Consider the following 25,716-nt stretch of genomic DNA (forward strand, 5'->3'; position numbering starts at 1 on the left):
GGATGATCACTTCGAGAGATAGCCATGCACACCGATCAACTTCTTGCCCTGTTTTGCGCCATGTTAGTGCTACTTGGGCTGATCGCTTTCTTCACGGCGCGTGCTAAGGCCACCAAAGTACGCACTAGCGGAACACACATGACTGCCCAGCCTGACCAGTATGGCTGGTTTGGTGTGTTGTCCACCGCCGCCCCTGCGCTGGTAGTGAGTTTGCTTGGCGCAATTATCATGTTGCTGATGGGGGCAGAGATCCCCGTTGCTATGTTGTTAGTCGTCAGTATTGCCGTTGCCTGCTTAGGCTTGGTATGCGGGCTTATTATGGTTAAACCTGAGTTTCATGCACGACGTGCGATTGAAACATTTGTGCGTTGGATGTTGGCGGGTGCCACATTAATTTCTATTTTAACCACGCTGGGTATATTGGTTTCGATTGTCGGCGAAGCTCTGCGCTTCTTTCAGATGCAGAATTTTTGGGACTTTATTACTGGCACAGTCTGGAACCCAGGAGCCAGCTTCCTTGAAGCCGCTGGTCGTGCAGAAGAAGGCGCTAGTGCGGCCCAGTTTGGTTCAGTGCCGCTGTTTGCCGGCACCTTCATGATCACAGCAATCGCTATGCTGGTGGCCATTCCGATTGGCTTGCTGTCGGCAATTTACATGTCGGAGTTTGCCACGCCGCGTATACGCGGCATTGCTAAGCCGATGCTTGAAGTATTGGCCGGCATACCTACTGTGGTTTATGGCTTTTTTGCTGCTATTACTATCGCGCCTCTGATTGTTGCTGCCGCTCAGGTGTTCGGCCTTAAGGCAGATTTCAACAACGCCCTGGCCCCAGGCATTGTTATGGGCATCATGATTATTCCCTTCATTTCTTCATTGTCTGATGACGTTATCAACTCGGTGCCTGACAGCATGCGTCAAGGCGCGCTGGCACTGGGTTTGACCCATGGAGAGACGATTCGTGATGTAGTGGTGCCAGCCGCACTTCCCGGCATCATTTCCGCATCGTTACTGGCGGTTTCCAGGGCGCTGGGTGAAACCATGATTGTGGTCATGGCGGCAGGTATGTTGCCCAATTTGACGGCTAATCCGCTAGAGAATATGACCACTGTAACGGTGCGTATTGTTGCTGCACTAACAGGGGACCAAGAGTTTGCCAGTGCCGAGACACTGTCTGCTTTTGCCCTAGGACTCGTGCTGTTTGTGGTCACGCTGACACTCAATCTCGTGTCTGTGATCATGATTCGCCGTTTTCGTGAAAAGTACCGGATTAACAATCTCTAAGCCGAGGAATCACTGGGATGACACACTCTTTTGATGATATCAGTGCTCAGCTTCGGCGGCGGCATCGCAAGACGCGATGGCTGAAAGGACTGTCTATGGGGGCGCTGGGTCTTGCTGCGCTGTTCTTGGTGTTCTTTTTCACCGACATGCTAATCAAAGGGCTACCCGCCTTCTCTCAGGCCCAAATAAACGTTGAAGTGGACTACAGCGAACAAGCCAGCCAGCTGCCAATGGCGGCGGTTTCTGAGGACATGCGTCCATTGGTGAGTCGTGGCTATTTACGCTTGGTTCCCTCGCGGATGCGTGACAATCCTGAGCTTCAAGGGACAACACGTAGCGAGTGGGTGTTGGCCGATAGTCAGGTAGATCAGTACCTGAAAGGCCACCACAGCAAGCTGAGCGAGCGTGATCAGGCGTTGGTGGACCAGCTGCAGGCCCAGGGGCGTGCTGAGCTACGCTTTAATGCACGGTTCTTTACTAGCGGCGACTCAAAAATGCCAGAGCTTGCCGGTATTGCCTCGGCAGCGGTCGGTACCATGTTGACCTTGCTGGTGACGCTGGCCGTTGCGTTTCCGATTGGCGTGATGACGGCCGTTTACTTGGAAGAGTTCGCCCCAGATAACCGTGTAACTCAGCTAATTGAGATCAATATTAATAACCTGGCAGCCATTCCTTCTATTTTGTACGGCTTGCTGGGATTGGCGATCTTTATCAACTTCTTTGGTGTGCCGCGCTCTTCACCTTTGGTTGGCGGGCTGACGTTGGCGCTGATGACATTACCCGTGATCATTATTTCTACTCGCACGGCCTTACGTAGTGTGCCGGACTCGATTCGACATGCCGGTTTTGGTGTTGGCTGTTCGCGCTGGCAAGTGGTTCGTGACCATGTGTTGCCGCTGGCGATGCCTGGGATCATGACTGGTGCAATTATTGGCTTGGCTCAGGCTATGGGTGAAACGGCACCATTGATCATAGTCGGCATGGTGGCATTTATTCCCGATATCAGTGCTTCATTTACCGAGGCATCAACCGTTATGCCGGCGCAGATATTTACTTGGTCCGGCGAGCCTGAGCGGGCGTTTATCGAAATAACATCGGGCGGCATTCTGGTGCTGCTGGCAATACTGATCACTATGAATACAACCGCTGTCGTGCTGCGCAAGCGATTCGAGCGGCGCTGGTAGTCCACGCCAACAATTGGCTAACTAAAGGACAAACGAGCATGAACATGAATATGAGCCTGAACATGAGTTTGAATATTCCTGCATCACACGAGAGTTTATCGTCCATGAACCGACCTTCAAGCGGTGAGCCGGTGAGTCGTAACCTTAGCGACAACCACTCACTTGGTGTGAGAGTGCGTGATCTGGATCTTTGGTACGGAGAGTCTCAGGCGCTAAAGTCTATCAGCCTGGATATCTATCAAAATAAGATTACAGCGCTGATTGGCCCTTCTGGCTGTGGTAAGTCGACATTCTTGCGCTGCTTGAATCGCATGAACGACCTGATTCCCAGCGTTCGCATCAAAGGGCTGGTCGAGATGGATGGCCGCGATGTGAATGATTCGAAAATGGATGAAGTCGCGTTACGCCGCCGTGTTGGCATGGTGTTTCAAAAGCCTAATCCGTTTCCCAAGTCGATCTTCGAGAATGTTGCCTATGCGCCGCGTATGCACGATATCGTTAGCCGCAAGGCCGATGTGGAAGCATTGGTAGAAAGCGCGCTGCGTGATGCGGGTCTGTGGGAGGAGGTCAAAGATAAGTTGCACCAGCCGGGTACGTCACTTTCCGGTGGTCAGCAGCAGAGGCTGTGTATCGCGCGCGCTATTGCTGTGCAGCCAGAAGTGATTTTGATGGACGAGCCGACGTCAGCACTGGACCCCATCTCTACGGCGACGATCGAAGACTTAATGGATAGGCTAAAGCGCCGCTATAGCATCATCACGGTAACGCACAATATGCAGCAGGCAGCGCGAATCGCTGATTACACTGCCTTCTTCCACCTAGGAGAAATGGTCGAATATAACGATACCAAGGCAATGTTTTCAACGCCGCATACCAAGAAGGCTGAAGACTACATTACGGGTCGCTATGGTTAGCAAAAAACCGTCTGCTTACTCTGCTTGCGGTGACGTTTTCTGGGCGTTTTTATTACTGGGCCTGACCTCATTTGGTGGCCCAGTCGCGCACTTAGGTTACTTTCGCACCGAGTTTGTAGAGCGGCGGCGCTGGCTTTCTGAGCAAGACTATGCCGATTTGGTGGCGCTATGTCAGTTCTTGCCGGGGCCCGCTAGTAGCCAGGTGGGTTTCGCGCTAGGGCTAATGCGTGCTGGTTATTTGGGGGCAATAGCTGCCTGGGTTGCTTTTACTCTTCCCTCGGCTAGTGTGCTTGTCCTGTTTGCGTTGGGCTCTTCTATGTTTGATGGTCCTCTGGGACAGGGTCTCATTCATGGACTAAAAGTCACTGCCGTTGCTATCGTTGCACACGCGGTATGGGGCATGGCTCGCAACCTTTGTCCTGATGCTCGGCGTGCCGGTATTGCGTTAGCGGCAGTCTTTGCTGTGGTGTTTATCAGTGGCCCTCTGGGCCAGGTTGTTGCGATATCTATTGGTGCTATCGCCGGTATGCTGCTGTGCCGAGCGGGTTCCGGTGTTGAGGTTCGTGACGTACCCGTGCCAGTTTCTGCCCGCGTCGGTAATTTGATGGGGCTACTCTTCATCTTCCTGCTGTTTGGTTTGCCCTTCTTGGCCTGGGTCAGCCCCACTGACGTTGTCGTGGTGTTGGATGCCTTTTATCGTGCTGGCGCTCTCGTGTTTGGTGGGGGGCATGTCGTTTTACCGCTACTGGAGTCTGAAGTTGTGGCGTCTGGCTGGGTCAGTGCGGAGGAGTTTTTGACTGGCTATGGGGCGACTCAGGCAGTGCCGGGGCCATTATTTACTTTTGCAGCGTACTTGGGTTGGGTAATAGCACCGCTTGGCGATAATTTATTGGGTGCTGTTTTGGCGTTAGCCACTATTTTTATACCCGGTATGTTACTGCTGGTGGCGGTGCTGCCTCACTGGGGGCAGTTGCGTCGCTGGCGTAATACTCAGGCGTTGATGCGTGGAGCGAATGCGGCGGTTGTTGGTATTTTGGGTGCTGCGCTTTATCAGCCGGTTTGGACTAGCGCGATACATGGCTCCTATGACTTCGCCCTTGCACTAGCAGGCTTTGTGCTACTTAGTATTTGGAAGGTGCCTGCCTGGGTGGTCGTTGGTATTTTGGCCGGTGCTGGTGTTCTTATTGCCATGTTGTAGCCTTGGCTGCAGGCGTTAGCCGAGCAAGGCAAGGCTGGTGACGGCGAAGGCGTAGCCGATGATGCCGCCAGCAATAACGTCGCTGACATAGTGTAGGCCGAGACCAACACGCGACATGGCAATCAATAGTGCCAGAGGAACCATCCAGGAAAGTAGCAGTGGCGCATGTGCGGCAGTCAGTACGCAAAACATCACTGCGTGCATGGTGTGGCCGCTAGGAAAGCTGTAGCGATCACGGGCAGGCTCTAAACACGTGATGCTTGTGTTAAAGGTAATGAAGGGGCGCTCACGACATAGCCGAGTTTTGATGAGTCGATAAACGGCAATTGCTAATAATGCGGTGATGCTGTACTGCAGAAGGTAGGTAACGCCATCTTTTTCCTGTATCCAAGGCTGTGCGGCAATTAAAGCTACCCACACGGGCCAATCGCCGAGCTTGCTGGCTAAACGCAATGTGGCCAGCCAAGGGCGGTAAAGGCTGAAATGAGCAATGCGCTGACAGAGCCGCCACTCCATCAGATCAAGGCGTTCAAATGCTGCAAGGGTGCGCGCTTTCATGGGCATTCTCCTGAGCCTGTTGAAGGACGTTGAGAAAGGTATCGGCGATCGCTGACCAGCGATATTCAAGGGCGCGTTGACGCGCCGCCTCACCGAGCTGGGCATAGCGTTGCGGTTGTTGGCAAAGCGTGACAGCGGCATGGTGAAAGCTGGCATTGTCACCAGGGGAAATTACTAGGCCATTACGTTCATGGTCGATCAGCTCTGCTGCTGCGGCATGCTTAAAGGCCACTACTGCCAAACCGCTAGCCATGGCCTCTAGCACCACATTGCCCCAGGTTTCAGAAAGCGAGGGAAAAAGAAACAGGTCGGCGCTCGCGTAATAAGACGGCAGGGCTTCGTGGGGGACGAAACCGATGAAGTGTGCATGAGGTAGCGTGCGTTCGAGTCGTTGTCGTGCGGGCCCATCACCGATGATGACGAGTGCCATGTCAGGGTGAGAGTCGAGCAAGGCGCGACAGCTTTCTTCAAGTAAAGAGAGGTTTTTTTCAGGTGCGAGGCGCCCTACATAGAGAGCGACGGGCTGGTGCTCATCGACACCCCACTGCGCACGTAATAGCGAGCTACGCTGGCGGGGTGAAAACTGCTCGGTATCAATGCCGCGCCCCATCACTGCCAAACGCTGAAAACCCTGTGAGGCTAGCGCCGCAGTTAAGGCTTGAGTTGGCGCGAGTGTTGTTGTGCAGCCGTTGTGAAAGCGGCGTAGCATGTTGAGCACGGTTGGGGCTAGCCAGGAGACATGATAGTCATGGCAGTAGTGGTCAAAGTTGGTATGCCAGCCTGCTACCACAGGAATGTTTAGACGTTGGGCGATACGGCGGGCCGACCAGCCAAGAGGGCCTTGGGTTGCCAGGTAGACCACCGTGGGTGGTTGCTCTTGCCATAATTGCAGCAGGCGACGCGGAGCGGGCAGGCCAAGGCGAACTTCGCGGTAGCCGGGTAGTGTTATGCCACGTACCAGCAGTTCTGACTGTATCTCATGGTGTTTTTTTGAATAGCCTGCCTGACGAGGCCGGACTAACTGTAGGGTGACTCCGCGACTGTGCAGCTGGTTGGTGAGGTGGCTGAGGGTGTGAGCAACACCGTTGATGTCGGGTGGCCAGGTTTCGCTGACGAGACAGATACGCATGAGATTTTCCTTGTCGTTGGCCGGCCAAGCCGATGTTTCCTCAGTCTATTGAGGTCTAATGACAAGATGGTGACATCTTCATGGTGAAACGGTGACAGAATGAACATGACGCTTCTGTATGAATTGCCAGCGATAGCGCTGGCAATTCATACAGCAGCGTCAAGAGAGGGCTAGTCGTGTCCAATAGAGGACGACGGGGTCAGCAGAAGCTGTTGAGGAAACACGCACCGGAAGGTGGCGCCTTGCCCTAGCTGGGAAATGATTTCCAGCTGTGCTTCGTGGCGAAGCAGCACATGCTTGACGATAGCAAGCCCGAGTCCAGTGCCACCTGTGGCGGTGCTGCGGCCTTTGTCTATGCGGTAGAAACGTTCGGTAAGCCGCGGGATATGAGCCGCTGCAATGCCTTCTCCATTATCTTCTACTTCTACGCATGCGCCTTGGCCCAGGGTTCTCCAGCGCAACACAATATGGCTGCCCGGCCCTGAATAGCGCACGGCATTGAAGGCCAGGTTGGATATCGCACTGTGCAGCTCTTGTTCGCAGCCCATCAGTTCAAGGTTGCTGTGTACCTCCAGCGTAATTTGTTGCTGGCTATCAGATAAGGCTTCCGCATCTCGGCGTACAGCTTCCAACAGGCTAGCAAGGTTGATACGGGTGTCGTTACCGCTGCGCTCGTTGTTTTCCAATCGTGACAGCATCAACAGGTCATTCACTAGATTTTGCATTCGCACGGTTTGTTTTTGCATTTGCATGACGCCGCGTCCGAGCCTTGGTGGCAGAGCGTCGGCCATGTCTTGATAGAGCTCTAAGTAGCCGGTCAGTACAGTGAGTGGTGTGCGTAGCTCATGAGAAACATTGGCAACAAAGTCTCGGCGTACCTGCTCCAGGCGATGTAGGCGGGTAATGTCGCGCGCCATCAGCAGGCGCTCATCGTTACCGTAGAGGGTGATTTGACACTGTAAAATTAATTGCTCGTTAGAGGGGGAGGTGAGTGTCAACGGGTCTCGATAATCTCGTGCATTGAAGTAATCGACGAAACGCTCATCATTGATTAGGCGGGTGATGTGTTGACGCCGGCCCTGAAGGCAGTCAAGCCCTAGCATGCGCTCTGCAGCACTGTTCCACCACTCTATATAGCCTTGCCGGTCGAGCATGATCACGCTGTCGCGCATGGCCTCTGAGGAGTCTTTGATACGCGATAAGGTGTCGCGCAGCCGCCGTTGTGTTGCCTGTTGAACTTTTTGATAGCGGTCTAGGCGGTTAAACAGCTCACCCCAGACGCCATTGCCAGTGAGAGGCTTGTCATGGGTGGGCTGGGTCAGCCAGTGGTGGAGCGCATACAGCTGGCGAAGCTGATAAAACACATAAATGCCTAGGCTAGTCGCAATGCCCGCGCCCACAGCAGAAAAAAAACCGCCAATCAGAGCGCCAATGAGACATAGAATGGCCAGGTAGCTCAGCTCTCGCTGCCAACGTCGTGTCATGGGGTGAGCTCAGTATGTTGTCGAGAAACGATAACCCGTGCCGCGCACGGTTTGAATTAGCTGCTGATGGGGGTCGCCAAGTGCTTTGCGTAACCGGCGGATATGCACGTCTACGGTACGCTCCTCGACATAAACATTGCCTCCCCAGACCTGGTCAAGTAGCTGGCCACGGGTGTGAACACGCTCTTGGTGAGCCATAAAAAACTGCAGCAGGCGATATTCGGTAGGGCCAAGTTCTAGTAGTTTGTCGTTACTGCTAACACGGTGACTGACGGGATCAAGTACGAGCCCCTGCACTTCTACTGTTTCGTCGATACCATTTGGTGTCGCACGTCGAAGGACGGCTTTTAAGCGTGCCATGAGCTCACGCGGAGAAAACGGCTTGGCGATGTAGTCGTCGGCACCGGCTTCTAATCCTTGAACCTTGTTATCTTCCTCACCTTTGGCGGTTAGCATGATAATCGGCAGTCCAGCCGTGATGGGGTCGCGCTTAAGGCGACGTGTTAGCTCAATACCACTGGTGCCAGGCATCATCCAGTCAAGCAGGACCAGGTCGGGTCGCTGGTCAATAATCAGCTCATGAGCCGTCAGCGCGTTATCTGCTTCCAGAACCTGGTAGTCGGACATTTCCAGCGTCAGGGCGATCATTTCACGAATCGGCGCCTCATCATCGACAACTAGGACTGTTTTGGCTGTCATCTCAAGCTCCATTTTTTCAGTGCGCGAATGCTGCAGGGCGCTTATTTTTCAGGACGCGAATAAGTTGGGTTAATGACAATAACAACATTTTTTTATGACAGTGCTATGACAGCCCCGTAATACGGCGCGGACTATCAGGAGCGCGATCGCCCCATGCGCACCGTAAGCACGACGCCAGCGATGGTGGTTGCCATGCCAATAATAGACAGTAGTGGTAAGCGCTCATCAAACAGCCACCAAGCTTCCAGCGCTGTTGCGGGTGGTACTAAGTAAAACAAGCTGGCCACTCGTGAGGCCTCGCCGCGCTCAATCAGTGTCATCAGTAGCAGGATGGCACCAATGGATAGTCCTATTGATAACCACACCAGCGCCATGACGAAGCTCAGTGACCATTCAATATCTCCGCTTTCGAACAGTAGTGCCCCCAAAGCAAGAATGACACCGGCTCCGAGATACTGTGCGACGGCACCGCCCAGTAGTGGTTGGCCAACACAGTAGCGTTTCTGGTAGAGGGTGCCGAGCGTGATGCCAAGCAGCGCCAACAAAACCCAGGCCAATGCGCCAAACCCAAAACCGGCAAACAGTTGTTCGCCAGGATCAAGGGTGCCAGTCAGTACCATGCCAACACCGAAAAGCCCCAGTACTAGGCCAAGCCATTGCAGTGGCGTGGTGCGCTCGCCAAGCATTGGGCCGGCTAACGCAGTGGTCAGCAGGGGCTGCAAGCCGACGAGTAATGAAGCAAGTCCCGCCGGCATGCCAAGCTCAATGGCGTAGAACACACCACTTAGGTAAGCACCATGCACAAGCAGCCCCGAAACGGCTAGTCGACTCCAGTTGCCAACACCGCGGGGCCAGTGGTTACCCAGCATAAAAACCAGAGGGATCAGTACTGCTAACGTCAGTAAAAAGCGTACTAGCAGAAAGGTGAAAGGTTCGGCATAGGGCAATCCGAAACGGGCGCCGATGAATCCCGTGCTCCACAACAGCACAAACAGGGCTGGCATGGCTGCCAACCAGAGCTTGCCGCCTTTGTATCGGCGGAAAAAAGCGAATGTCATTCTTATGGGGCTCCGGCAAGGAAGTGATGTGTCTGGAGAGCAGGCTGATGGCCTAATCTTCCATGAGTGGACGGTGTTTTTCCAATGTTTAGCCGCTGATTTTTTGCTGTTTTTTTACTTTGTTGATTAAAACCACTGAACCCTTTTGCGTTATGGACATCACACAGGCTGCACGATACATATATTTAAGTGTTTTTTTGGAGGTAGCATGCAACGAGTGACCAATTTTTTCGCCATCGTCTTGCTTAGCACCGGGCTTGTGAGTGGTATGGCTTACGCGCAGCAGGATACAGCTACTGCTGATGGAGGGGCGCAAGCAGAGGTGCAGGCTTCCAGTTTTTCAGATCAACAGTTGATGAAGTTTGCTGATGCCTCCAAAGAAATCGCCATGCTTAACCAAGAGTATGCTGGGCGCTTGCAAAGCGCTGAAGGTGATGAGGCTCAGCAGCAGGTTCGTCAGGAAGCTAACGATAAAATGATTCAGGCCGTCGAGACTCAAGGATTGAGTGTGGAAACGTTCAATGCGGTTGGCGAAGCGATCCAGAATGATCCTGAGCTGTTGCAGAAAGTGCAAGAGATGGCACAGGTTCAGCAGTGACGAGTGGCTTAACCTGCTAACTGTGTAAGCAAGCTAGGTTGTTTTCACATTGAAAGCTTGAACGTCGCGTTTACGCGCCGTTTTAAAAACGACACGGAGGCTTCCTGAGCAAGGTGGTCTTCGTGTTTTTGTATTGAGGAGGCCGCTAGCCTGTGTCTTTATATAAGGCGTAAGTCAGGTGATATACAGGGCCCCATTCAGAGTTCCATGCCGTAGCGTGCTTCAAGGGAACACAAGTTCGCTTTACAGTGTTGCAGGCAACTTTCAGACTGTCAGCAGACGATAATTATCAGAGGGTGTCATTATGAGCGTTGAATTGATGGAAGTCCGTCAACACATGGCGCGCTTTTCTCCCTTCGAAGCGCTGACAGACGAACAGCTGGATGAAGTGGCCGAGTCTGTCGAGGTGGCTTATTTCAAAGCGGGAACAGATATTCTTGAACTTGATCAAGTGTTAGAACATCTGTATTACATCCGCAGTGGTGCTGTGGAAGTCTACCGGCGTGGTGGTGAGCTACACAACCGGCTGGGTGAGGGCGATATTTTCGGGCAGTTCAGCCTGCTGCGTCATTGTCCCGTGGGGTATCCAGCCAAGGCCATGGAAGACACGCTGATCTACTTCATTCCCGATGAGGTGTTTCAGCATCTATGTAAAATTGACAATATTTTTGCCGATTTTGTTGAGCTTCAGCGCTCGCGTATGGAAAGCACGGTAGACCAATACCGTAAAAGTAATGACATGCTGGTCACGCGCATTCGTAAGCTGGTTAGCCGTTACCCTGTCATGGTTGAAGCGTCGACCACCGTTCAGGAAGCGGCACGCCAAATTACAGCTTTTCAGGCGTCGGCGGTGTTAATCATTGATGCGCCCAGCCCAGGTTCGCGTTATATCTTCAGTGACAGCGAAGAGCGTTTCTGGCAGCTTCGTGGGATTCTTACCGACAGTGACTTTCGCACCAAGATTGTTGCCGAAGGTTTGTCTGCGGAGACGCCGGTGTCAGAGGTGATAGGCGATCGACTGATTACTGTGCAGTCTGATGAGTCGGTTCAGGAAGCCATGTTGTGCATGTTGCGCAATAATGTTCACCATTTACCTGTGATGCATCGTCGCAACCCCATTGGTATTGTGCATCTCTCCGATATTATTCGCTACGAGACACAAAGCAGCCTTTACCTGGTTAGCAATATTCTCAACCAGCCGAGTGTCGAGGGTTTAGCGCGGTTGGCGCCAGATGTGACCGCGACCTTCACTCGCCTGGTCGAAGAAGGGGCGGACTCACAGATGGTGGGTAACGCACTATCGACCATTGGGCGAAGTTTTACGCGCAGACTGCTGGAGCTTGCCGAAGAAGAGCTAGGGCCTCCGCCCGTTGCCTATTGCCTGATGGCGCTGGGTTCCATGGCGAGAAATGAGCAGGGTATTGTGACAGACCAGGATAATGCCTTGGTATTGGCTGACGACTTTGATCCAGAACAGCACGATGATTACTTCAAAGCGATGGCCAAGATTCTCAGTGATGGCCTAGATGCCTGCGGCTACCCCTACTGTAAAGGTGACGTGATGGCGACCAATGATCGCTGGCGTCAGCCGTTATCGGTATGGAAGCATTATTTCACGGAGTGGATAGAAGAGCCGAACCCTGAACGGCTGTTGCATAGCTCGATCTTCTTCGACCTTGACCCAGTGTATGGCGAAAATGTGTTTGTCGAAGAACTACAGGAATTAGTGGCCACCAAAGCTAGGCAGCATCCGCGTTTTCTTGCCGCCATGGGGCGAAATTCGCTGAACCGTACACCGCCACTAGGGTTTTTCCGCACCTTTGTGATGGAGAAAGACGGCAAGCACCACAACACGATCAACCTCAAACGCCGAGGGTTGGCACCGTTGGTTGACCTGATTCGCGTGCATGCCCTGGCCTGTGGCTCTCGGGCGCAGAATAGTTACGAGCGTTTGGACGATATCGACAAAACCCAACTGCTGGCGGCTGGTGTTAGTGATCGTTTGCGCTATGCGTTAGAGGCCATGTCGATGTCACGCATCCATCACCAGGCGTTTAGTGTTAGTAATGACGAAGTGCCTGATAATAATATTGAGCCTGAGCTGGTGTCATCGACGGAGCGCCATACGTTGAAAGATGCGTTTCAGGTATTGAGTAATGCTCAGAAATTCCTCAAGTTCCGCTACCCGATGACGTCGCGGTAAGGCACGGCAGACACCATGATTAAAGCACCGAAAAGACAGGCCGAAGCAGGCTGGCCTGAGTACATGGCACAGCGTCAATCAGCGGCGTATACGGCGCTTGCAAAACGTTATTACAGCCACCCGTTGCTGCCTGCTGATACGCCGATTAGCGATGTCCCTATGGTTGCCATGGACCTAGAGACCACGGGGCTAGACCCGAAGCGACACGGCATTGTTAGTGTCGGCTTAGTGCCTTTCACGCTTAACCGTATCTACCTGAACCAGTGTCAGTACTGGGTTGTGCGGCCTAGGCGGCCACTGGTCTCCAAGTCGGTGACTTTTCATCATGTAACGCATAGTGATATCGCCCAGGCGCCAGATATTGACGAGATTCTTGATGAGCTATTGGAGGTGCTGGCGGGAAAAATTGTGGTGGTGCACTATCGACATATTGAGCGACCGTTTTTGGATTACGCCATAAAACAGCGGCGTAAGGAGGGGATTATCTTCCCCGTCATCGACACCATGTCGTTGGAAGCGCGTATTCATCGGCAGTCAATGTTGGCGCGTTTCAGACGATGGATTGGTAGGCCGCCTGCCTCTATCCGGCTATTTGACAGCCGAAAGCGTTACGGGCTGCCGCTATATCAAGGGCACAACGCCTTGGTCGATGCGTTGGCCACGGCTGAGCTTTTGCAGGCACAGATTGCCCACCAATATTCGCCCGAAACGCCGTTGTCGGTGCTTTGGAGCTGATATTAGCCCGTGCTGGGTGTGTTGTGGCTGGCCGAGAGCGCGGCTGCCTCGTAGAATGTAGCAACATTTAATGACCGGATGCCACGATGCCTTCCTTTGATATCGTTTCAGAGTTCGATAAACACGAAGCTAGTAACGCCGTAGATCAAGCAAACCGTGAACTGCAGGGCCGTTTCGATTTCAAGGGAGTGACCGCGGGGTTTGAGCTAGATGCCGAGTCGGTCACACTTGAAGCTGAGGTGGACTTTCAGTTGCGCCAAATGCTTGATGTACTTAGAAATAAACTGATTTCGCGCGGTATTGATGCGCGTTGTATGGACCCTCAGGAGTCAGAGCTTTCTGGTGTTCGTGCTCGCCAGGTGGTGACGCTTAAACAGGGCTTGGAGCAGCCAGAAGCTAAAGATATTGTTAAGCGCATCAAAGACTCCAAACTTAAAGTGCAAGCCCAGATTCAGGGTGACAAGGTGCGGGTTACAGGCAAAAAGCGTGACGACCTGCAACAGGTCATGGCTTTGCTGCGCGGTGAGAGTGGCCCCGATCTGGCTTTGCAGTTCGATAATTTCCGCGACTGACAGGCGGTACGGCTGTTGTGATTGTGAGAACGCTTTCTCGCTACCTTTGTTTGGCCGTCGCTATACTGAGCTTCGGTGTGGGAGTGGTGGGTATCTTTGTGCCACTGCTGCCAACAACCGTGTTTATGCTGATTGCCGTATGGGCGGCATCACGCAGCTCGCCGAGGTTTGCCATTTGGCTGCGTGATCATCCGCGTTTTGGGCCAGCTATTCTGGCCTGGGAGCGTGAGCGAGCTATTCCTCGGCGGGCCAAGATACTGGCTTGCCTGTTATTGACGGCTTCATGTGGTGTTATTGTACTGGGCGACCTTGTCTGGTGGGGCAAAGGCCTGCTGTTTACTGGGCTGGTGAGTATCGCAGCATGGATTATTACGCGCCCGACACCGCGTGCGTCTTCGCTACTTCGCTGACGCGTTGTTCGCGTCGGCGCATTTTTTCAGGCTTTGAGCCTAGCGTGGTATGCGACTTACAATCGTTACTATTACTTTGTTTGCTTTCATAAGCTGGCCACTAAACATAGCGCAGCCTTGGGTGAACGCCATGTGACAGCGTTGGTCAGTTTCGCTTTTTTAACTGGAGTTTCCTGTATGTCAGCGCCTCAAGCCACATATCTTGCCGACTATCGTCCTCCTGCTTATCGCGTCACTCATACTGAATTGGCGTTTGAACTTGACCCCAGTGCTACGCGAGTCAAAGCAGGCCTGCAGCTAGAGCGCCACCCTGAGTATGAGGCAGGTGAATCGCTTTGGTTGGATGGCGAGCAATTGAAGCTGCTTTCCTTGGCGATTGATGGGCGAGTGCTGGGCGAGCACGAATACCAACTTAATGAGCAGGGACTGAGCATAGCTAACGTGCCTGAGCGCTTTCTGCTTGAGACAGAGGTGGAAATATCGCCCGAGGACAATACGGCTCTGGAAGGCCTGTATCGTTCTGGCAGTATGTTCTGTACTCAGTGCGAGGCGGAAGGGTTTCGTCGCATTACTTTCTACCCTGACCGCCCCGATGTGATGGCGACGTTTTCGACCACAGTGATCGGTGATGCGACCCGCGACCCAGTGCTGCTTTCTAATGGTAACCCAACTCAGCGCGGCGAGTTAGCGGATGGTAGGCACTTCGTTACTTGGCAAGACCCGCACCCTAAGCCTAGCTACCTGTTTGCGCTGGTTGCCGGTGACTTACACCGCGTTGAAGACAGCTTTACCACGATGAGCGGGCGCAAGGTGGCGCTTGAAATTTGGGTCGAGAAAGAAAATCTCGGCAAGACTGATCATGCGATGGTTTCGCTGAAACATGCCATGCGCTGGGATGAACAGACATATGGTCGTGAATATGACCTGGATCTGTTTATGATCGTAGCGGTCAATGACTTCAATATGGGCGCTATGGAAAACAAAGGGCTCAATATCTTTAACTCAGCGGCAGTGTTGGCTCACCCTGATACGGCGACAGATGCCGCCTTCCAGCGTGTGGAAAGTATTGTTGCCCATGAGTATTTTCATAACTGGTCGGGTAACCGCGTGACTTGCCGTGACTGGTTCCAGTTGTCGCTTAAGGAAGGTTTTACGGTTTTTCGTGACCAGTCATTTTCGGCGGATATGAATTCGGCGGCAGTAAAGCGGATTGAGGATGTGTCTTTTTTCCGTACGGCCCAGTTTGCCGAAGACGCAGGCCCGACTGCGCACCCAGTGCGCCCAGACCATTACATTCAGATTGGCAACTTCTATACGCTGACCATTTATGAGAAAGGCGCTGAACTGGTGCGCATGCTGTATCACCTGGCCGGCCCTGAGGCATTCCGTCAGGGCAGCGATTTGTATTTCGCACGTTTTGACGGTCAAGCGGTGACCATTGAAGACTTTGTGGATTGCATGGCCGAAGCGTCAGGCCAAGACTTCAGCCAGTTTATGCGCTGGTATGGTCAGGCAGGAACCCCAGAGATTGATGCCCACGGTGAATACGACTATGCCAACGCTGAGTACCGTTTGATTTTGCGTCAGCGCACACCGGCGACACCTGGACAGCTCGACAAACAGGCTTTGCATATCCCAATTCGTCTAGGGCTGGTGGGGAGTAAGTCGGGAAGTGACTTGCCGCTTACACTGGGTGGTCAGTCGCTGGGCAGCGAGTCAGTTATCCACCTGTGTGACGATGAGCAAACCTTTGTGTTTACTGATGTGCACGAGGCACCGGTGGTATCACTGCTGCGAGGGCAGTCAGCGCCGGTTAAGCTGCACATGCCTTACTCACGAGAGGATTTAGCCTTTCTGTTAGTTAATGATAGCGACGATTTTAATCGCTGGGATGCGGGCCAGCGGCTCTCAATGTTGGCGCTGGAGGACCTGATCGCTGCACACCGTAATGGCGTGGAAAAAGTCATGGACTCGCGTCTAAGCGATGCGTTTCGTCAATTGCTAGAAGAAGGCAGCGGCGATAAAGCCGTGTTAGCCGAAATGCTGACCCTGCCCAGTGAGGCTTATATTGCTGAGCAGCAAATACGGGTTGATGTTGATGCCATTCATGCTGCCCGTGAGTTTGTGCGCCAGTCGCTGGCTCGCGAACTGCGTGATTTATGGCTTGCGGTATATCAAGCCAACCAGAGTGATGAGCCCTATGCACCAACGGCGCAACAGGTGGGGCAGCGTCAACTGAAAAACGTCGCGCTTTCTTACTTGATGAGCCAGCCTGACGACGGCGTAGTGGCGCTGGCGCAGCGCCAGTTTGAGGCAGCGGCCAACATGACCGATGTGCGTCATGCGCTGACCCTGCTCGTGCATGGCGACCATGAAGCTGTTTCTGCCCCAGCGCTCAAGGCATTCGGCCACAAGTGGGCGCATGATCCGTTGGTGATGGATCAGTGGTTCAATATTCAAGTGACACGCCCCCAGGCTGATGCCTTGGATCGCGTACGTTTCCTGATGGAGCATCCGGCCTTTTCGTTAACCAACCCCAACAAAGTGCGTGCGCTGATCGGAGGCTTTGCCCAAAACCGGATTAACTTCCATCGCTTGGACGGTGAGGGCTATCGACTGGTGGCCGATGTGGTCATTGAACTGAACCGCCTGAATCCAGAAATTGCCGCGCGAATCATCACGCCGCTGACCCGTTGGCAGCGATTTGATGAGACTCGGCAAGCGCTGATGAAGGCTGAGCTGGAGCGTATTCAGGCGCAGCCGCTGTCAGCTAATGTTTATGAGGTTGTGGAAATGGCGCTGGCCTGACGCTAGCCTAGCTGCCGGGTGCGTGAATCTACTCCGGCGGCTTTGGCTGCACTATCAGCCAGCGAGCGGCCCGCTTCGTCATAAACGTGGTATACCGCATGAGCACCCAGCTCACGGATCGGCTCAACTTCTTCAGCGTATTCAACAATCGCCGTAATACGCCCCGAAAAGTGGCGTGATCTAAGCTGGCTGATGGCAAATAGGTTTCCCGCGTGGTGTGGCATGGCCAATACCACTAGCTGCACACTGGACGACATTAGCAGCTTTTCCCAGAAGTCGGAGTCTACGGCGTCGCCGGCTAGCACATTGAAATCCTGGGCTTTGAGCTTGTCGATGGTATTGAGGTTGCTGTCGATACCTAACACCTGCATGCCATATTCTTTTTGCAGACGACGGTAAACGCTGCGCCCAATACGGCCCATGCCCAGCACTACTGCTTCGGCATCGCCGACCTCAATAGGGCGGTCCTCGGGGTTTAGTGTATTGATGTTGGTCGCTGGGAGGTACGGTTCAAAAAGGCGATACAGAAACTCACTGGCATTATTGAGGACGGCAGAGGCAACAAAGCTGATGGCGACTGTCAGGGATAATACCACCAGCCAGACCTCTGGAAGCCAGCCGCTTTCAACGGCGATAGCGCCAACAATCAGGCCAAATTCTGAATAGTTGGTAAGGCTCAGCGTTGCCAGCAAGGTTGTGCGATGACGTAGATGAAAGCGCATCAAAATCAACTGGTAGGTAAGGCTCTTAATTGGCAGCAGCAGGACGAGTAACAGCGCCATGATAAGCAGATCCCAGGTAGGCACAGCGGTTAACCCAAGGCTGAGGAAAAAGCCTACCAGCAGCAGTTCTTTAAGGCTGAACATTGAGCGCGCCAGCGCTTGGGCTGCGGGGTGGGGCGCCAGTAGCAAGCCAACGAACAGCGCGCCTAAATCGCCTTTAAGGTCAAGCATCTCGAACAGGGTATAGCCCATAACCAGAGCCATAAGCATGCCAAACAGCACCTGCATTTCACCATGGCCTAGCATGTCGAGCAGGCGGCGAAGTAGCGGTGCTAGTGGTATTAACAGGAAAATCCCCAGTGCCCACAAGCTCGGTAATTCACCACTCGATGCCGTGAGGAAAATGACCGCAATGATGTCTTGCATGATCAAGATACCAATCGCTAGCCGACCATAAGCGGTTTGGGTTTCACTGCGTTTTTCCAATACCTTGAGCACAAACACGGTGCTGGAAAATGACAGTGCGAACCCCAGCAAGGCCAGTGTGGTCCAACCGGTGCTGGCGAGCATGGGTAACCCGAGCCACTTTAGGGCGGCCAGCATCAGTACCAGTAAGGTAGTGGATGCGGCCATGTGTAACGAGGTGCTGCCCCAAATATCTCGGCGCATTAACGTGCGTACGTTGAGCTTTAGGCCGATACTGAACAACAGTAACGTGACGCCGGTATCAGCAATTAGCTCTAGTAGTGCCGTGGTTTCGTAACCAGCGACACGAAGAGCGAAGCCACCGGCAAGGAACCCGACCAGTGTCGGTAGGCGACATGCCATGGCTACGAGGCCCCCGACAAAGGCCGCAACAATAAAGGCGGGTTCAATCATTAGCAATTCCTGTTAGTGCTTCGTGGCATGACGACGTATTGTAGGCAGGTGAAGGGACAGATGGCACGTTTGCGTGAACAGATTGCCTTATTCACATTGGACGTAACGCTCCGAGGGCGGCGGTAAGGAATGTTTAATGGCGAGACTGATTCTCAACGGTAAAGCTGCGCGCCGCTTTGCGCTACGCTCAGCGATCAGTAACTGTCGTAAAGAAGGCTTTTCTCTGGATGTGCGTATTACGCACAGTGCAGAAGATGCGGCACACTTTGCTGAGCAAGCTGGTCAAGACGGGATTGAGCGAGTGATTGCTGGTGGGGGGGATGGCACGGTTCATCAGGTCGTGAATGGGTTGATGCGCGTTCCCGCTAAGCAGCGTCCGACGCTGGGTATATTGCCGTTAGGTACGGCCAACGATTTGGCGCGTTCGCTGAGCTTGCCCATGTCATCCTATCGCGCCCTGATAGCCGCCTTAACTCTGAGCGCGCGCCCAATCGATATCCCGTCGATGGATAACCGGTACTTCATCAATATGGCAACGGGAGGCTTCGGAGCCGAGATCACCTCAAGTACACCCAAAAGCCTTAAGCGTTTGCTGGGCGGTGGCGCTTACTCTTTGATTGGTGCGTTGCGCGCCTGGCAGTATCGTCCTTACCCAGGGCGTTTGGAGTGGGAAAACGGTGAACACGATGGCAACCTGTTTGTGCTGGCGATGGGTAACGGCATTAGTGCGGGAGGAGGACTGCGCTTAACCCCTGATGCTAAGCTTGATGATGGCCTGTTAGATGTGCTCGCGGTAAGAGATGTGGCGTCACTGCGTGATATGTGGGGTATGCGCCGTGAGCTGCAGAGCCGCCCACAAAAAGGCACCTATGTTGAAACGTTTCGTAGTGCTTGGCTCAGTTTTGAAAGCGATGAAACCATGCCGTTAACGTTGGACGGGGAGCCCTGCTGGAAAGATGGCTTCAAGGTTAAAATGAACCCGCTGGCGTTGTCGCTTGTTGCACCATTACATAGCCCGTTGATTAAGGCTCGTCATGTTGCAACGTCGTCTAGCGCTTAGCATGGAACGTCTTGCTTGGCTTAGGGTCAATGAATGTCTGAATCTGTGAGAAATACTGGGTGAAAGAGGAGTCGTTGATGCGTTTTCGTTGTTTGGCGGTGCTCATGCTGGCTGTTGGTCTGATCAGTTCGGCTGAGTTGCTGGCACAGTCTAGTGAAGGCCTGTCTCGAGAGAGTCAAGCTAGAGAGAGTCAGCCCCTTGAAAATCAGCCTCGGGAGAGTCGGGCTGATGACGGTCAGGACGCAGAAGAGCAGGGTAATGAGCAGGAGGGAGAGTTTTCGTCCAGTGTTACCCCACCAGGGCAACAGGCTCAGACGCCTGATGCTGGTGCTGCAGCTGATGACTTGCCTGAGTCGACGTTTGGCACGGCCCTGGAGTCCAATAAAGGGGCAGATGAAGTCATTCAGGAAACTGAGCGACAGTTTGAAGCCGCTCAGCGCGAGTTGGAGCAACGCTTTCGCGAGGTTGAGCAAGAAAGCCCAGTAGAACCCAGTGCAGAGTCTCAAGATATTGAAGATATTTTGCGGCCAAGCTCAGACCCTAAGGTGCGAGCTGCCCTGGAAGAAACTGAAAGGCGCTTTGAAGAGGCTAGTCGTCAGATTGAATCAAGCTTCAAGGAAGCTGAGCGTGATGTGCCCGAAGAGGTGCGTGAGGCGCGATCGTCAGCTCGAGAGCAGAAAGAAAAGTAGCGCAAGTAGTGGATAACGTAGCCAACAGCAAGTGAGTAGAAACAAAAAAGGCCTGCCAGCGGGCAGGCCTTCTGCTACAGCAAGAAACAGCTGCGGTTATGCCGCTGTTTTCAAGCGTCGGATCACGGCCAAAGGCCTTGATCGCGCTGTGTCAGGTTTATTCAGGCCGAACGTTGGAAGCCTGAAGACCTTTTTTGCCCTGAGTGACGTCGAAAGATACTTTCTGTCCGTCCTGCAGAGACTTGAAGCCTTCAGCCTGAACCTCGGAGAAGTGCACAAAGAGGTCATCGCCGCCATCGTCTGGAGAGATGAAGCCGAAGCCTTTCGTGTCGTTGAACCACTTGACGGTGCCAGTTGCCATTTCTCGATTTCCTTAACTAACTAAATATTGATGCTAGGGCGGCAGGTCGTGAATAACCTTGCCATAGACCCGAGTTTGCCTGAGAAAGATAAGCAGGCTGTTCACATGATGCATGTCGGTCGATAGAGCCGAAATGCAGTGAGCAATGCTAAGCTTGTCAACTCAAGCTGCGCCTGGTTGCAACAGCGGTACTGCGCCAAGACGTTCACGCGTACACACTGTGTTAACCATTTGCAGGATTCACTGTAGCATAAACAGGCAGGCCGTCCAGCGCCTGCCATACAACCCAGGATACTCTTGAGATAAATTCATGAACCAGACGACGCTCTCTCCATCTAGCACCCATAACATGCTGATTGGTTACCTGCTTTGGATATTCGGTTTTCTGGGGGCGCATCGCTTCTATTATGGAAAGCCTGTGACCGGAACAATTTGGTTCTTTACGCTTGGTTTGCTGGGCATCGGTTGGCTGATTGATCTTTTTCTGATTCCTGGCATGGACCGTGAGGCGGATCTACGCTTTCGCGCAGGGCCGATTGACTACACGGTAGCTTGGTTGCTGTTAACCTTTTTGGGGATATTTGGTCTGCATCGCTTCTATATGGGCAAATGGATCAGTGGGTTGATCTATTTGCTGACAGTGGGGTTGTTCGGGCTAGGTATCCTCTATGATTTCTGGACATTAAATGAACAGATCTCACTTAAACATGCTGAGCAGAAAGGCTGAGGCAGGGTGATGGGTGATACTCACCTCTGGTCATTTTTAATTGCGATTACGTTGCTAAGTGTGACGCCGGGAGTTGATACCTTACTGGTAATTCGCAACACGACTCGTGGTGGCGTGGGTGAGGGCATCATGACCAGCCTTGGGATTTGTTTAGGGCTGTTTGTGCATGCAACCATATCGGCACTGGGTATCTCTTTGATTTTGCTTCAGTCAGCTTGGGTGTTTTCCGCACTCAAGCTGGCTGGTGCTGGTTACTTGGTGTGGCTTGGGTTGAATAGTCTGCAAGCGGCGAGAGCGGGGTATCAGCTGCCGGTAGCTGCGGTAACAGGCAGTTCGGCAGTCAGTGTTTCGGCGTGGCGTGCGCTGCGAGAAGGGTTGCTATGCAATGTACTGAACCCTAAGACAATCATCTTTTATATGGCGTTTTTGCCTCAGTTTATCGCGCCAGGAGAGGCTGCCTTGAGTCAGTCGCTGTGGCTTGCTGGAATACATTTCGTCATTGCCAATGGGTGGCAAATTGGTGTGGCAGTTATGGTAGGACGTGCCGGCCAGTGGCTGGGAAAGCGTAGCGTGGCGCGCTGGCTCAATGGGGTGACTGGGAGCGTACTGGTGCTGCTGGGAGTGAAGCTGGCACTGACACGTCAGTCGATGTAACGCCATATTCCGCTATTCGCGGTATAGCAGAGCGCGCTGACTAATACTGCCCCAGCCCTGTTTTCCTCAGGAAGCGCTGGGGCAGTTTGCGTAGTTGAAGGCGGTTAACTGACGCGCGTTTATCTCGATGGCTGGTATTAGCGGCGCATCAATGAAGGTCCATAGTCAGCCTGACGCTCGGCAGGTGTGAGTAGAGAGACACCTTGTGTGCTGCCGTTATTGGCCAGGCTTTCAAAGATGACACGGTACGCCAGCACGGCCTGCACATAGTCTCGCGTTTCACGGAATGGAATGCTCTCAACGAAGAGATCAAACTCACCGTTACTGGTGGCGAGCCAGCGGTCAACGCGGCCCGGCCCTGCATTGTAAGACGCGGTTGCTGCTAAGCGGTTGTTATCGTAGCGGTTGAGCATGTCGTGTAAATAAGTGCTGCCGAAGCGAATATTCAAGGCTGGGTCGAGTATCCCGTAAGGTCCTGGGTCTGCGATGCCCAGTTGGCGGCTAAGTTGAGTGGCAGTGCCTGGCATTAGCTGCATCAAGCCACGAGCCCCTGCGGGCGAGAGTGCCTCGGGATTGTAGGCACTCTCGCGGCGCGCAATGGCCATTAGCAGATAAGGGTCGACGCCGGTGGTGTGCCCCCAGTTCATAAAATCATCACGGTAGGCTTCAGGGAAGCGCCACGGCAGGGCATCCCACTGTTTGGCAGCAATGGTGGTTTGCACTAAGCGTGCGGGCCAGCCGCGCTGTAACGCATAATCGGCCATGCCGCGAGCTAACTCAGGGTCTAGCTGAGCGGCCGCACCATACCATTCGCTATTCGCCAGCCCCGGCTCGTTAATGCGCAAGAGTGCTTCCGCGCGAATCACTGGTGGTAGGGCCGCCACTTGGCGCTGCAGGTCTTTGCTAACCGTGGTGTCGGACAGATTCAGTGCATAGGGCTGCTCTAGACGATCCGCCGCCGCAAAAGCGAAAAATTCACGCTGTGTTGCGGCGTTAGCGTAAGCCTGCTGGGCTTCGCTGCTGTTGCCCAGCTGCTCTAGTGCGCGGCCTTTCCAATATTGCCAGCGTGCATCGTTGGCAGCGTCGGCTGGAAGTCGGTTGGCCCAGGTGAGCACGCCATGCCAATCGCGTTCACGTAAGGCGGTACGAATGCGCAGCTCAAGTAAGGTTTCGCTGTTCAGTGCGGGTAAAACGCTGTCAACCCAGGCGTACTGCGACTCGATATCGCGAGCCAGAATGTAGTAGGCAAGGTCATGCTCAATAGCGCGTTTGCGTTCGCCTGATATAGCCGCATTGGGTGCCCAGCGCTGCCAGGCGGCTAACGCTGCGGTTGTATTGGCACGTGTTGCTCTATGCATAATGGCGGAATACAGCGCGCCGTTTCCGCTGCAGTTGCTACCCACGCAAGCAGGTAGCTGGGCTGGCAAGTGTGGAGGCGTCTCGGCACTGTGCAATGTTGCTAGGCCCGAACTCCACTTGCTGTCTAACTGTTTTCCCAAATAGCCGACTAGGCCTGGGTTGTCATCACGCCAAGCTAGCGTAAGCCGCTCCCAGCTTTCGTTTGGGCCGATGGCACCTCGTGATTGCAGGATGCTAAACAAGGTGTCGCAAGCAGGCGGCTGAGATTGGCCGCTATGCCACAATTCTCGTCCGCCCATGGCGGCAGCGTTGGGTGAGTTCTTGAGTTGTGCGGTGAAATAGTGGCAGCGGTTTTCCGCTCCGTTGGGCTCACCGTCAGCCACCATTAAGATGTCGTCATAACGTCTGGCATCGCCATAGGCTGAAATGGCTTCTCCACGGATCCAGCCCGCCAGTGGCGAATCATGATAGCGGCTGGTGAAGCTGACAATGTCATCTGCCGAAATATTAGGAAGCTGTCGCTTGAGCAAGTGATATTCCACATAGCCTTCAAGTGGATGACCGGCAATGGCGCTATGGTCGATAGCACTCCAGTCACCGGCGCGTGCTGATGCTAGCGCTTGACGTAGCGCGCTATCGTCGTTGGCATGCAGTGATGAAGAAAGCCAAGGCGTGCTGATGCACAGTAATAAAGCCGGCAGGCGGCGCGATAAGGAGCGGATTGGCCAGTGCATGGGGCATCTCTTAATTAGGGTAAGCGTGGTGCGGGAAAGCAAAGGTTGAAATCGCTATGGTTAACCTGCTTGCCCTGACTTAAGGGTGCCCCAATAACGGCAAAGTAGCCAGCCAATATGACAACCATTCTGCTAACCATGCGGGGAGAAAAGGAGTCTTTACCCTATGACAAAACGCGACAACAGCCCCCCCAAACTCAGTGTGTTGCAGCGCCTCAAGCGTCGCCCGCTGTTGTTTGCGCGCATGTGGCGAGCACTTAGGCTATTTGGCCCGATGTTGGCTGATGTGCTGCGCGGTCGGTACCGGCCAGTTCCTTGGGCGGCAATACTATGGATGACGGGGGCTGGTATTTACTTGCTTTCTCCACTGGACGTAATTCCAGACTTTCTGCTCATCATTGGCCTGCTTGATGATGTTGTTATTGTGGGATGGATGCTGACCCAGGTAGATAAAAACATTGCGGCGTACCGCCTGTGGTTTGATGAGGGGCGAGGCCACAATTCATGATTGCTGGTGCCGTTAGGCATCGTGGCGTGCTGTTCAAATAATGTTGCTAGCTTGCCGCTCGGCAGTTAGCGTAATACAAACGTTTGATTAGATGTCGACTGAGTCGGCACCCTCCTTTGTGCTTTCCTACCTGCTTTGACGAGGTGATCCATGAGCCGTGTTTTCACACCAAGCAGTGATGATTGGCTGCGTGCTGTCAGGCGGATGGTCATGCTGGTTCCGCATACCCGTGAACTGGGTGTTGAGGTTGTTGCCGCGGGGCCTGACGGTGTGCGTTTTCGTTTGCCCTGGCGAACAGACTTACTGGGTGACTCAACGCGTGGATTAGTGCATGGCGGTGCGCTCACCATGCTGCTCGACACGGTGTGTGGTGCTGCTGTGCTACCGGCGTTACCTAGCCCAGAAGTATGCCCCACGCTGGATTTACGCGTTGACCACTATCGGCCAGCGTTGGAAGGTCAAGCGATTATCGCTGAGGCGCGTGCGGTGTCGGTCAGCGCATCGGTCGTCTTTACGGAAGGGTTAGTATGGCAAACTCGCAGCCAGCCGGTGGCTCGAGGTATTGCTAATTTTGTGCGTCTGGGTATGCGCAATACGCCACCAGGCTTTGCCGAAGCACTGTTTGCCAGCGACGACGTAGAGGAGGGCGGTCATGACTGATGTGTTTAATCGTGTCGATATCAGCGATTGGCTTGAACGCATTCCGTACGCCAGTTATTTAGGTATCAGTGCGACACTCGACCATGAGCAAGAGAGCCTGCTATTTCGCCTTGAACCGTTTGATAGCAATGTGGGTAATATCTTGCTTCCAGCCTTGCATGGGGGCGTTGTTGCGGCCTTTATGGAAACAGCCGCAACTCTTGATTTACTGCGTGTTGCTCATGTGCCGACATTACCGCGCATTGTTGATTTGTCTATTGATTACTTGCGAACAGCGCGAACAGTGCCGACCTTCGCGCAATGTGACGTACTGCGCGAGGGACGACGCTTGGCGAATGTCAGGGTCAGCGCCTGGCAGGATGACTCGGAAACGCCGATAGCAACGGCACGCTTACACTTTGTGCTTGGTAAAGCCTCTTCTTATAACGAGTAGCAACGGCAGGACGAAACGCAATTGTAGCGGCTTGAAAAGCCAGCCAAGGCCCCCATATCGCTGGTATCTATAAAGTTGGTGGCATATTCCACCGGTTAA

Annotated in this window: 25 protein-coding genes; 17 read left to right on the forward strand and 8 right to left on the reverse strand. The window is 53.6% G+C overall.

The window, feature by feature from the left end; translation table 11 throughout:
- Window positions 1–24: 24 nt before the first annotated feature.
- From pstC to chrA, 4 genes are all read left to right on the forward strand, one after another.
- Window positions 25–1,281 (forward strand): phosphate ABC transporter permease subunit PstC, encoded by a 1,257-nt coding sequence (gene pstC, locus H616_RS0104250; protein ID WP_027966248.1) that lies wholly within the window; start codon window positions 25–27, stop codon window positions 1,279–1,281.
- A gap of 17 nt (window positions 1,282–1,298) precedes the next feature.
- Complete coding sequence (gene pstA, locus H616_RS0104255) at window positions 1,299–2,465, forward strand: phosphate ABC transporter permease PstA (RefSeq protein WP_027966249.1); 1,167 nt, start codon at window positions 1,299–1,301, stop codon at window positions 2,463–2,465.
- Window positions 2,466–2,569: 104 nt separating this feature from the next.
- The gene (gene pstB / locus H616_RS0104260; protein WP_027966250.1) at window positions 2,570–3,379 is read left to right on the forward strand and encodes a phosphate ABC transporter ATP-binding protein PstB; all 810 of its coding nucleotides are present in this window, start codon (window positions 2,570–2,572) and stop codon (window positions 3,377–3,379) included.
- Entirely contained in the window at window positions 3,372–4,577 is a 1,206-nt protein-coding gene (gene chrA, locus H616_RS0104265) for a chromate efflux transporter (RefSeq protein WP_027966251.1), read from the forward strand. Before pstB ends, chrA begins: the two co-directional genes overlap by 8 nt.
- 15 nt (window positions 4,578–4,592) lie before the next feature.
- Here chrA and H616_RS0104270 read toward each other — a convergent pair whose 3' ends face one another.
- The 5 genes from H616_RS0104270 to H616_RS14155 all read right to left on the reverse strand — a co-directional run bounded on the left by H616_RS0104270 (window position 4,593) and on the right by H616_RS14155 (window position 9,505).
- On the reverse strand, window positions 4,593–5,135 hold the full coding sequence (locus tag H616_RS0104270; RefSeq protein WP_027966252.1) for a phosphatase PAP2 family protein: 543 nt from the start codon (window positions 5,133–5,135) through the stop codon (window positions 4,593–4,595).
- Window positions 5,107–6,264 (reverse strand): glycosyltransferase family 4 protein, encoded by a 1,158-nt coding sequence (locus H616_RS0104275; protein ID WP_027966253.1) that lies wholly within the window; start codon window positions 6,262–6,264, stop codon window positions 5,107–5,109. Before H616_RS0104275 ends, H616_RS0104270 begins: the two co-directional genes overlap by 29 nt.
- A 170-nt stretch (window positions 6,265–6,434) precedes the next feature.
- Window positions 6,435–7,748, reverse strand: coding sequence for a phosphate regulon sensor histidine kinase PhoR (gene phoR / locus H616_RS0104280; protein WP_027966254.1), 1,314 nt, complete (start codon window positions 7,746–7,748; stop codon window positions 6,435–6,437).
- A gap of 9 nt (window positions 7,749–7,757) precedes the next feature.
- Window positions 7,758–8,447 (reverse strand): phosphate regulon transcriptional regulator PhoB, encoded by a 690-nt coding sequence (gene phoB / locus H616_RS0104285; RefSeq protein ID WP_027966255.1) that lies wholly within the window; start codon window positions 8,445–8,447, stop codon window positions 7,758–7,760.
- A gap of 134 nt (window positions 8,448–8,581) precedes the next feature.
- A complete protein-coding gene (locus tag H616_RS14155; protein ID WP_084155710.1) occupies window positions 8,582–9,505 on the reverse strand; it encodes a DMT family transporter in 924 nt (307 codons plus the stop codon).
- A 208-nt stretch (window positions 9,506–9,713) separates the two neighbouring features.
- On the opposite strand from H616_RS14155, the gene H616_RS0104300 reads away from it, so the two are divergent.
- The 6 genes from H616_RS0104300 (at window position 9,714) to pepN (ending at window position 16,831) form a co-directional block, all read left to right on the forward strand.
- Entirely contained in the window at window positions 9,714–10,103 is a 390-nt protein-coding gene (locus tag H616_RS0104300) for a DUF4168 domain-containing protein (RefSeq protein ID WP_027966256.1), read from the forward strand.
- A gap of 304 nt (window positions 10,104–10,407) precedes the next feature.
- A complete protein-coding gene (locus tag H616_RS0104305) occupies window positions 10,408–12,306 on the forward strand; it encodes a DUF294 nucleotidyltransferase-like domain-containing protein (RefSeq protein ID WP_027966257.1) in 1,899 nt (632 codons plus the stop codon).
- 15 nt (window positions 12,307–12,321) lie between these two features.
- Window positions 12,322–13,041, forward strand: a complete 720-nt coding sequence (locus H616_RS0104310; RefSeq protein ID WP_027966258.1) for a 3'-5' exonuclease — start codon at window positions 12,322–12,324, stop codon at window positions 13,039–13,041.
- 86 nt (window positions 13,042–13,127) lie between these two features.
- Complete coding sequence (locus tag H616_RS0104315) at window positions 13,128–13,613, forward strand: YajQ family cyclic di-GMP-binding protein (protein WP_027966259.1); 486 nt, start codon at window positions 13,128–13,130, stop codon at window positions 13,611–13,613.
- Between the two features lie 17 nt (window positions 13,614–13,630).
- Entirely contained in the window at window positions 13,631–14,023 is a 393-nt protein-coding gene (locus tag H616_RS0104320) for a YbaN family protein (RefSeq protein ID WP_240470524.1), read from the forward strand.
- A 177-nt stretch (window positions 14,024–14,200) separates the two neighbouring features.
- Window positions 14,201–16,831, forward strand: a complete 2,631-nt coding sequence (gene pepN / locus H616_RS0104325) for an aminopeptidase N (protein WP_027966261.1) — start codon at window positions 14,201–14,203, stop codon at window positions 16,829–16,831.
- Window positions 16,832–16,833: 2 nt separating this feature from the next.
- Here pepN and H616_RS0104330 read toward each other — a convergent pair whose 3' ends face one another.
- Entirely contained in the window at window positions 16,834–18,432 is a 1,599-nt protein-coding gene (locus H616_RS0104330) for a cation:proton antiporter family protein (protein WP_027966262.1), read from the reverse strand.
- A gap of 136 nt (window positions 18,433–18,568) precedes the next feature.
- On the opposite strand from H616_RS0104330, the gene yegS reads away from it, so the two are divergent.
- Both yegS and H616_RS15205 read left to right on the forward strand, forming a co-directional pair.
- Window positions 18,569–19,492 carry a lipid kinase YegS gene (gene yegS / locus H616_RS14160; RefSeq protein ID WP_035572536.1) on the forward strand — a complete coding sequence of 308 codons (924 nt, stop codon included), beginning with the start codon at window positions 18,569–18,571 and terminating at the stop codon, window positions 19,490–19,492.
- Between the two features lie 77 nt (window positions 19,493–19,569).
- Window positions 19,570–20,181 (forward strand): hypothetical protein, encoded by a 612-nt coding sequence (locus tag H616_RS15205; protein WP_027966263.1) that lies wholly within the window; start codon window positions 19,570–19,572, stop codon window positions 20,179–20,181.
- Between the two features lie 157 nt (window positions 20,182–20,338).
- On the opposite strand, the gene H616_RS0104345 is transcribed toward H616_RS15205, so the two are convergent.
- Window positions 20,339–20,542 (reverse strand): cold-shock protein, encoded by a 204-nt coding sequence (locus tag H616_RS0104345; RefSeq protein ID WP_027966264.1) that lies wholly within the window; start codon window positions 20,540–20,542, stop codon window positions 20,339–20,341.
- A 310-nt stretch (window positions 20,543–20,852) separates the two neighbouring features.
- On the opposite strand from H616_RS0104345, the gene H616_RS0104350 reads away from it, so the two are divergent.
- Entirely contained in the window at window positions 20,853–21,269 is a 417-nt protein-coding gene (locus H616_RS0104350) for an NINE protein (protein WP_027966265.1), read from the forward strand.
- 9 nt (window positions 21,270–21,278) lie between these two features.
- Window positions 21,279–21,923, forward strand: coding sequence for a LysE family translocator (locus tag H616_RS0104355; RefSeq protein WP_027966266.1), 645 nt, complete (start codon window positions 21,279–21,281; stop codon window positions 21,921–21,923).
- Between the two features lie 137 nt (window positions 21,924–22,060).
- Here the strand turns inward: H616_RS0104355 and H616_RS0104360 are convergent, their stop codons facing one another.
- The gene (locus H616_RS0104360; protein WP_084155712.1) at window positions 22,061–24,016 is read right to left on the reverse strand and encodes a transglycosylase SLT domain-containing protein; all 1,956 of its coding nucleotides are present in this window, start codon (window positions 24,014–24,016) and stop codon (window positions 22,061–22,063) included.
- A 166-nt stretch (window positions 24,017–24,182) separates the two neighbouring features.
- Between H616_RS0104360 and H616_RS0104365 the strand changes: the two genes are divergently transcribed.
- The 3 genes from H616_RS0104365 (at window position 24,183) to H616_RS0104375 (ending at window position 25,617) form a co-directional block, all read left to right on the forward strand.
- The gene (locus H616_RS0104365) at window positions 24,183–24,524 is read left to right on the forward strand and encodes a YkvA family protein (RefSeq protein ID WP_027966268.1); all 342 of its coding nucleotides are present in this window, start codon (window positions 24,183–24,185) and stop codon (window positions 24,522–24,524) included.
- Window positions 24,525–24,674: 150 nt separating this feature from the next.
- Complete coding sequence (locus H616_RS0104370) at window positions 24,675–25,184, forward strand: PaaI family thioesterase (RefSeq protein WP_027966269.1); 510 nt, start codon at window positions 24,675–24,677, stop codon at window positions 25,182–25,184.
- Entirely contained in the window at window positions 25,177–25,617 is a 441-nt protein-coding gene (locus tag H616_RS0104375; RefSeq protein ID WP_027966270.1) for a PaaI family thioesterase, read from the forward strand. The genes H616_RS0104370 and H616_RS0104375 overlap by 8 nt, the downstream gene beginning before the upstream one ends.
- Window positions 25,618–25,716 lie beyond the last annotated feature (99 nt).

Source organism: Halomonas halocynthiae DSM 14573 (genome assembly GCF_000425725.1).
GTDB lineage: Bacteria > Pseudomonadota > Gammaproteobacteria > Pseudomonadales > Halomonadaceae > Halomonas > Halomonas halocynthiae.

Bases quoted from the DNA above. Each gene is read 5' to 3' on its own strand.
- H616_RS0104365 (WP_027966268.1), top strand. From the start codon at position 24,183: ATGACAAAACGCGACAACAGCCCCCCCAAACTCAGTGTGTTGCAGCGC.
- H616_RS0104345 (WP_027966264.1), bottom strand. From the start codon at position 20,542: ATGGCAACTGGCACCGTCAAGTGGTTCAACGACACGAAAGGCTTCGGC.
- yegS (WP_035572536.1), top strand. From the start codon at position 18,569: ATGGCGAGACTGATTCTCAACGGTAAAGCTGCGCGCCGCTTTGCGCTA.
- H616_RS0104370 (WP_027966269.1), top strand. From the start codon at position 24,675: ATGAGCCGTGTTTTCACACCAAGCAGTGATGATTGGCTGCGTGCTGTC.
- pstA (WP_027966249.1), top strand. From the start codon at position 1,299: ATGACACACTCTTTTGATGATATCAGTGCTCAGCTTCGGCGGCGGCAT.
- pstB (WP_027966250.1), top strand. From the start codon at position 2,570: ATGAACCGACCTTCAAGCGGTGAGCCGGTGAGTCGTAACCTTAGCGAC.
- H616_RS0104305 (WP_027966257.1), top strand. From the start codon at position 10,408: ATGAGCGTTGAATTGATGGAAGTCCGTCAACACATGGCGCGCTTTTCT.
- H616_RS0104275 (WP_027966253.1), bottom strand. From the start codon at position 6,264: ATGCGTATCTGTCTCGTCAGCGAAACCTGGCCACCCGACATCAACGGT.
- H616_RS0104300 (WP_027966256.1), top strand. From the start codon at position 9,714: ATGCAACGAGTGACCAATTTTTTCGCCATCGTCTTGCTTAGCACCGGG.
- H616_RS0104315 (WP_027966259.1), top strand. From the start codon at position 13,128: ATGCCTTCCTTTGATATCGTTTCAGAGTTCGATAAACACGAAGCTAGT.
- H616_RS0104375 (WP_027966270.1), top strand. From the start codon at position 25,177: ATGACTGATGTGTTTAATCGTGTCGATATCAGCGATTGGCTTGAACGC.
- H616_RS0104360 (WP_084155712.1), bottom strand. From the start codon at position 24,016: ATGCACTGGCCAATCCGCTCCTTATCGCGCCGCCTGCCGGCTTTATTA.
- phoR (WP_027966254.1), bottom strand. From the start codon at position 7,748: ATGACACGACGTTGGCAGCGAGAGCTGAGCTACCTGGCCATTCTATGT.
- pstC (WP_027966248.1), top strand. From the start codon at position 25: ATGCACACCGATCAACTTCTTGCCCTGTTTTGCGCCATGTTAGTGCTA.
- H616_RS0104310 (WP_027966258.1), top strand. From the start codon at position 12,322: ATGATTAAAGCACCGAAAAGACAGGCCGAAGCAGGCTGGCCTGAGTAC.
- H616_RS0104270 (WP_027966252.1), bottom strand. From the start codon at position 5,135: ATGAAAGCGCGCACCCTTGCAGCATTTGAACGCCTTGATCTGATGGAG.
- chrA (WP_027966251.1), top strand. From the start codon at position 3,372: ATGGTTAGCAAAAAACCGTCTGCTTACTCTGCTTGCGGTGACGTTTTC.
- pepN (WP_027966261.1), top strand. From the start codon at position 14,201: ATGTCAGCGCCTCAAGCCACATATCTTGCCGACTATCGTCCTCCTGCT.
- H616_RS0104350 (WP_027966265.1), top strand. From the start codon at position 20,853: ATGAACCAGACGACGCTCTCTCCATCTAGCACCCATAACATGCTGATT.
- phoB (WP_027966255.1), bottom strand. From the start codon at position 8,447: ATGACAGCCAAAACAGTCCTAGTTGTCGATGATGAGGCGCCGATTCGT.
- H616_RS14155 (WP_084155710.1), bottom strand. From the start codon at position 9,505: ATGACATTCGCTTTTTTCCGCCGATACAAAGGCGGCAAGCTCTGGTTG.
- H616_RS0104355 (WP_027966266.1), top strand. From the start codon at position 21,279: ATGGGTGATACTCACCTCTGGTCATTTTTAATTGCGATTACGTTGCTA.
- H616_RS15205 (WP_027966263.1), top strand. From the start codon at position 19,570: ATGCGTTTTCGTTGTTTGGCGGTGCTCATGCTGGCTGTTGGTCTGATC.
- H616_RS0104330 (WP_027966262.1), bottom strand. From the start codon at position 18,432: ATGATTGAACCCGCCTTTATTGTTGCGGCCTTTGTCGGGGGCCTCGTA.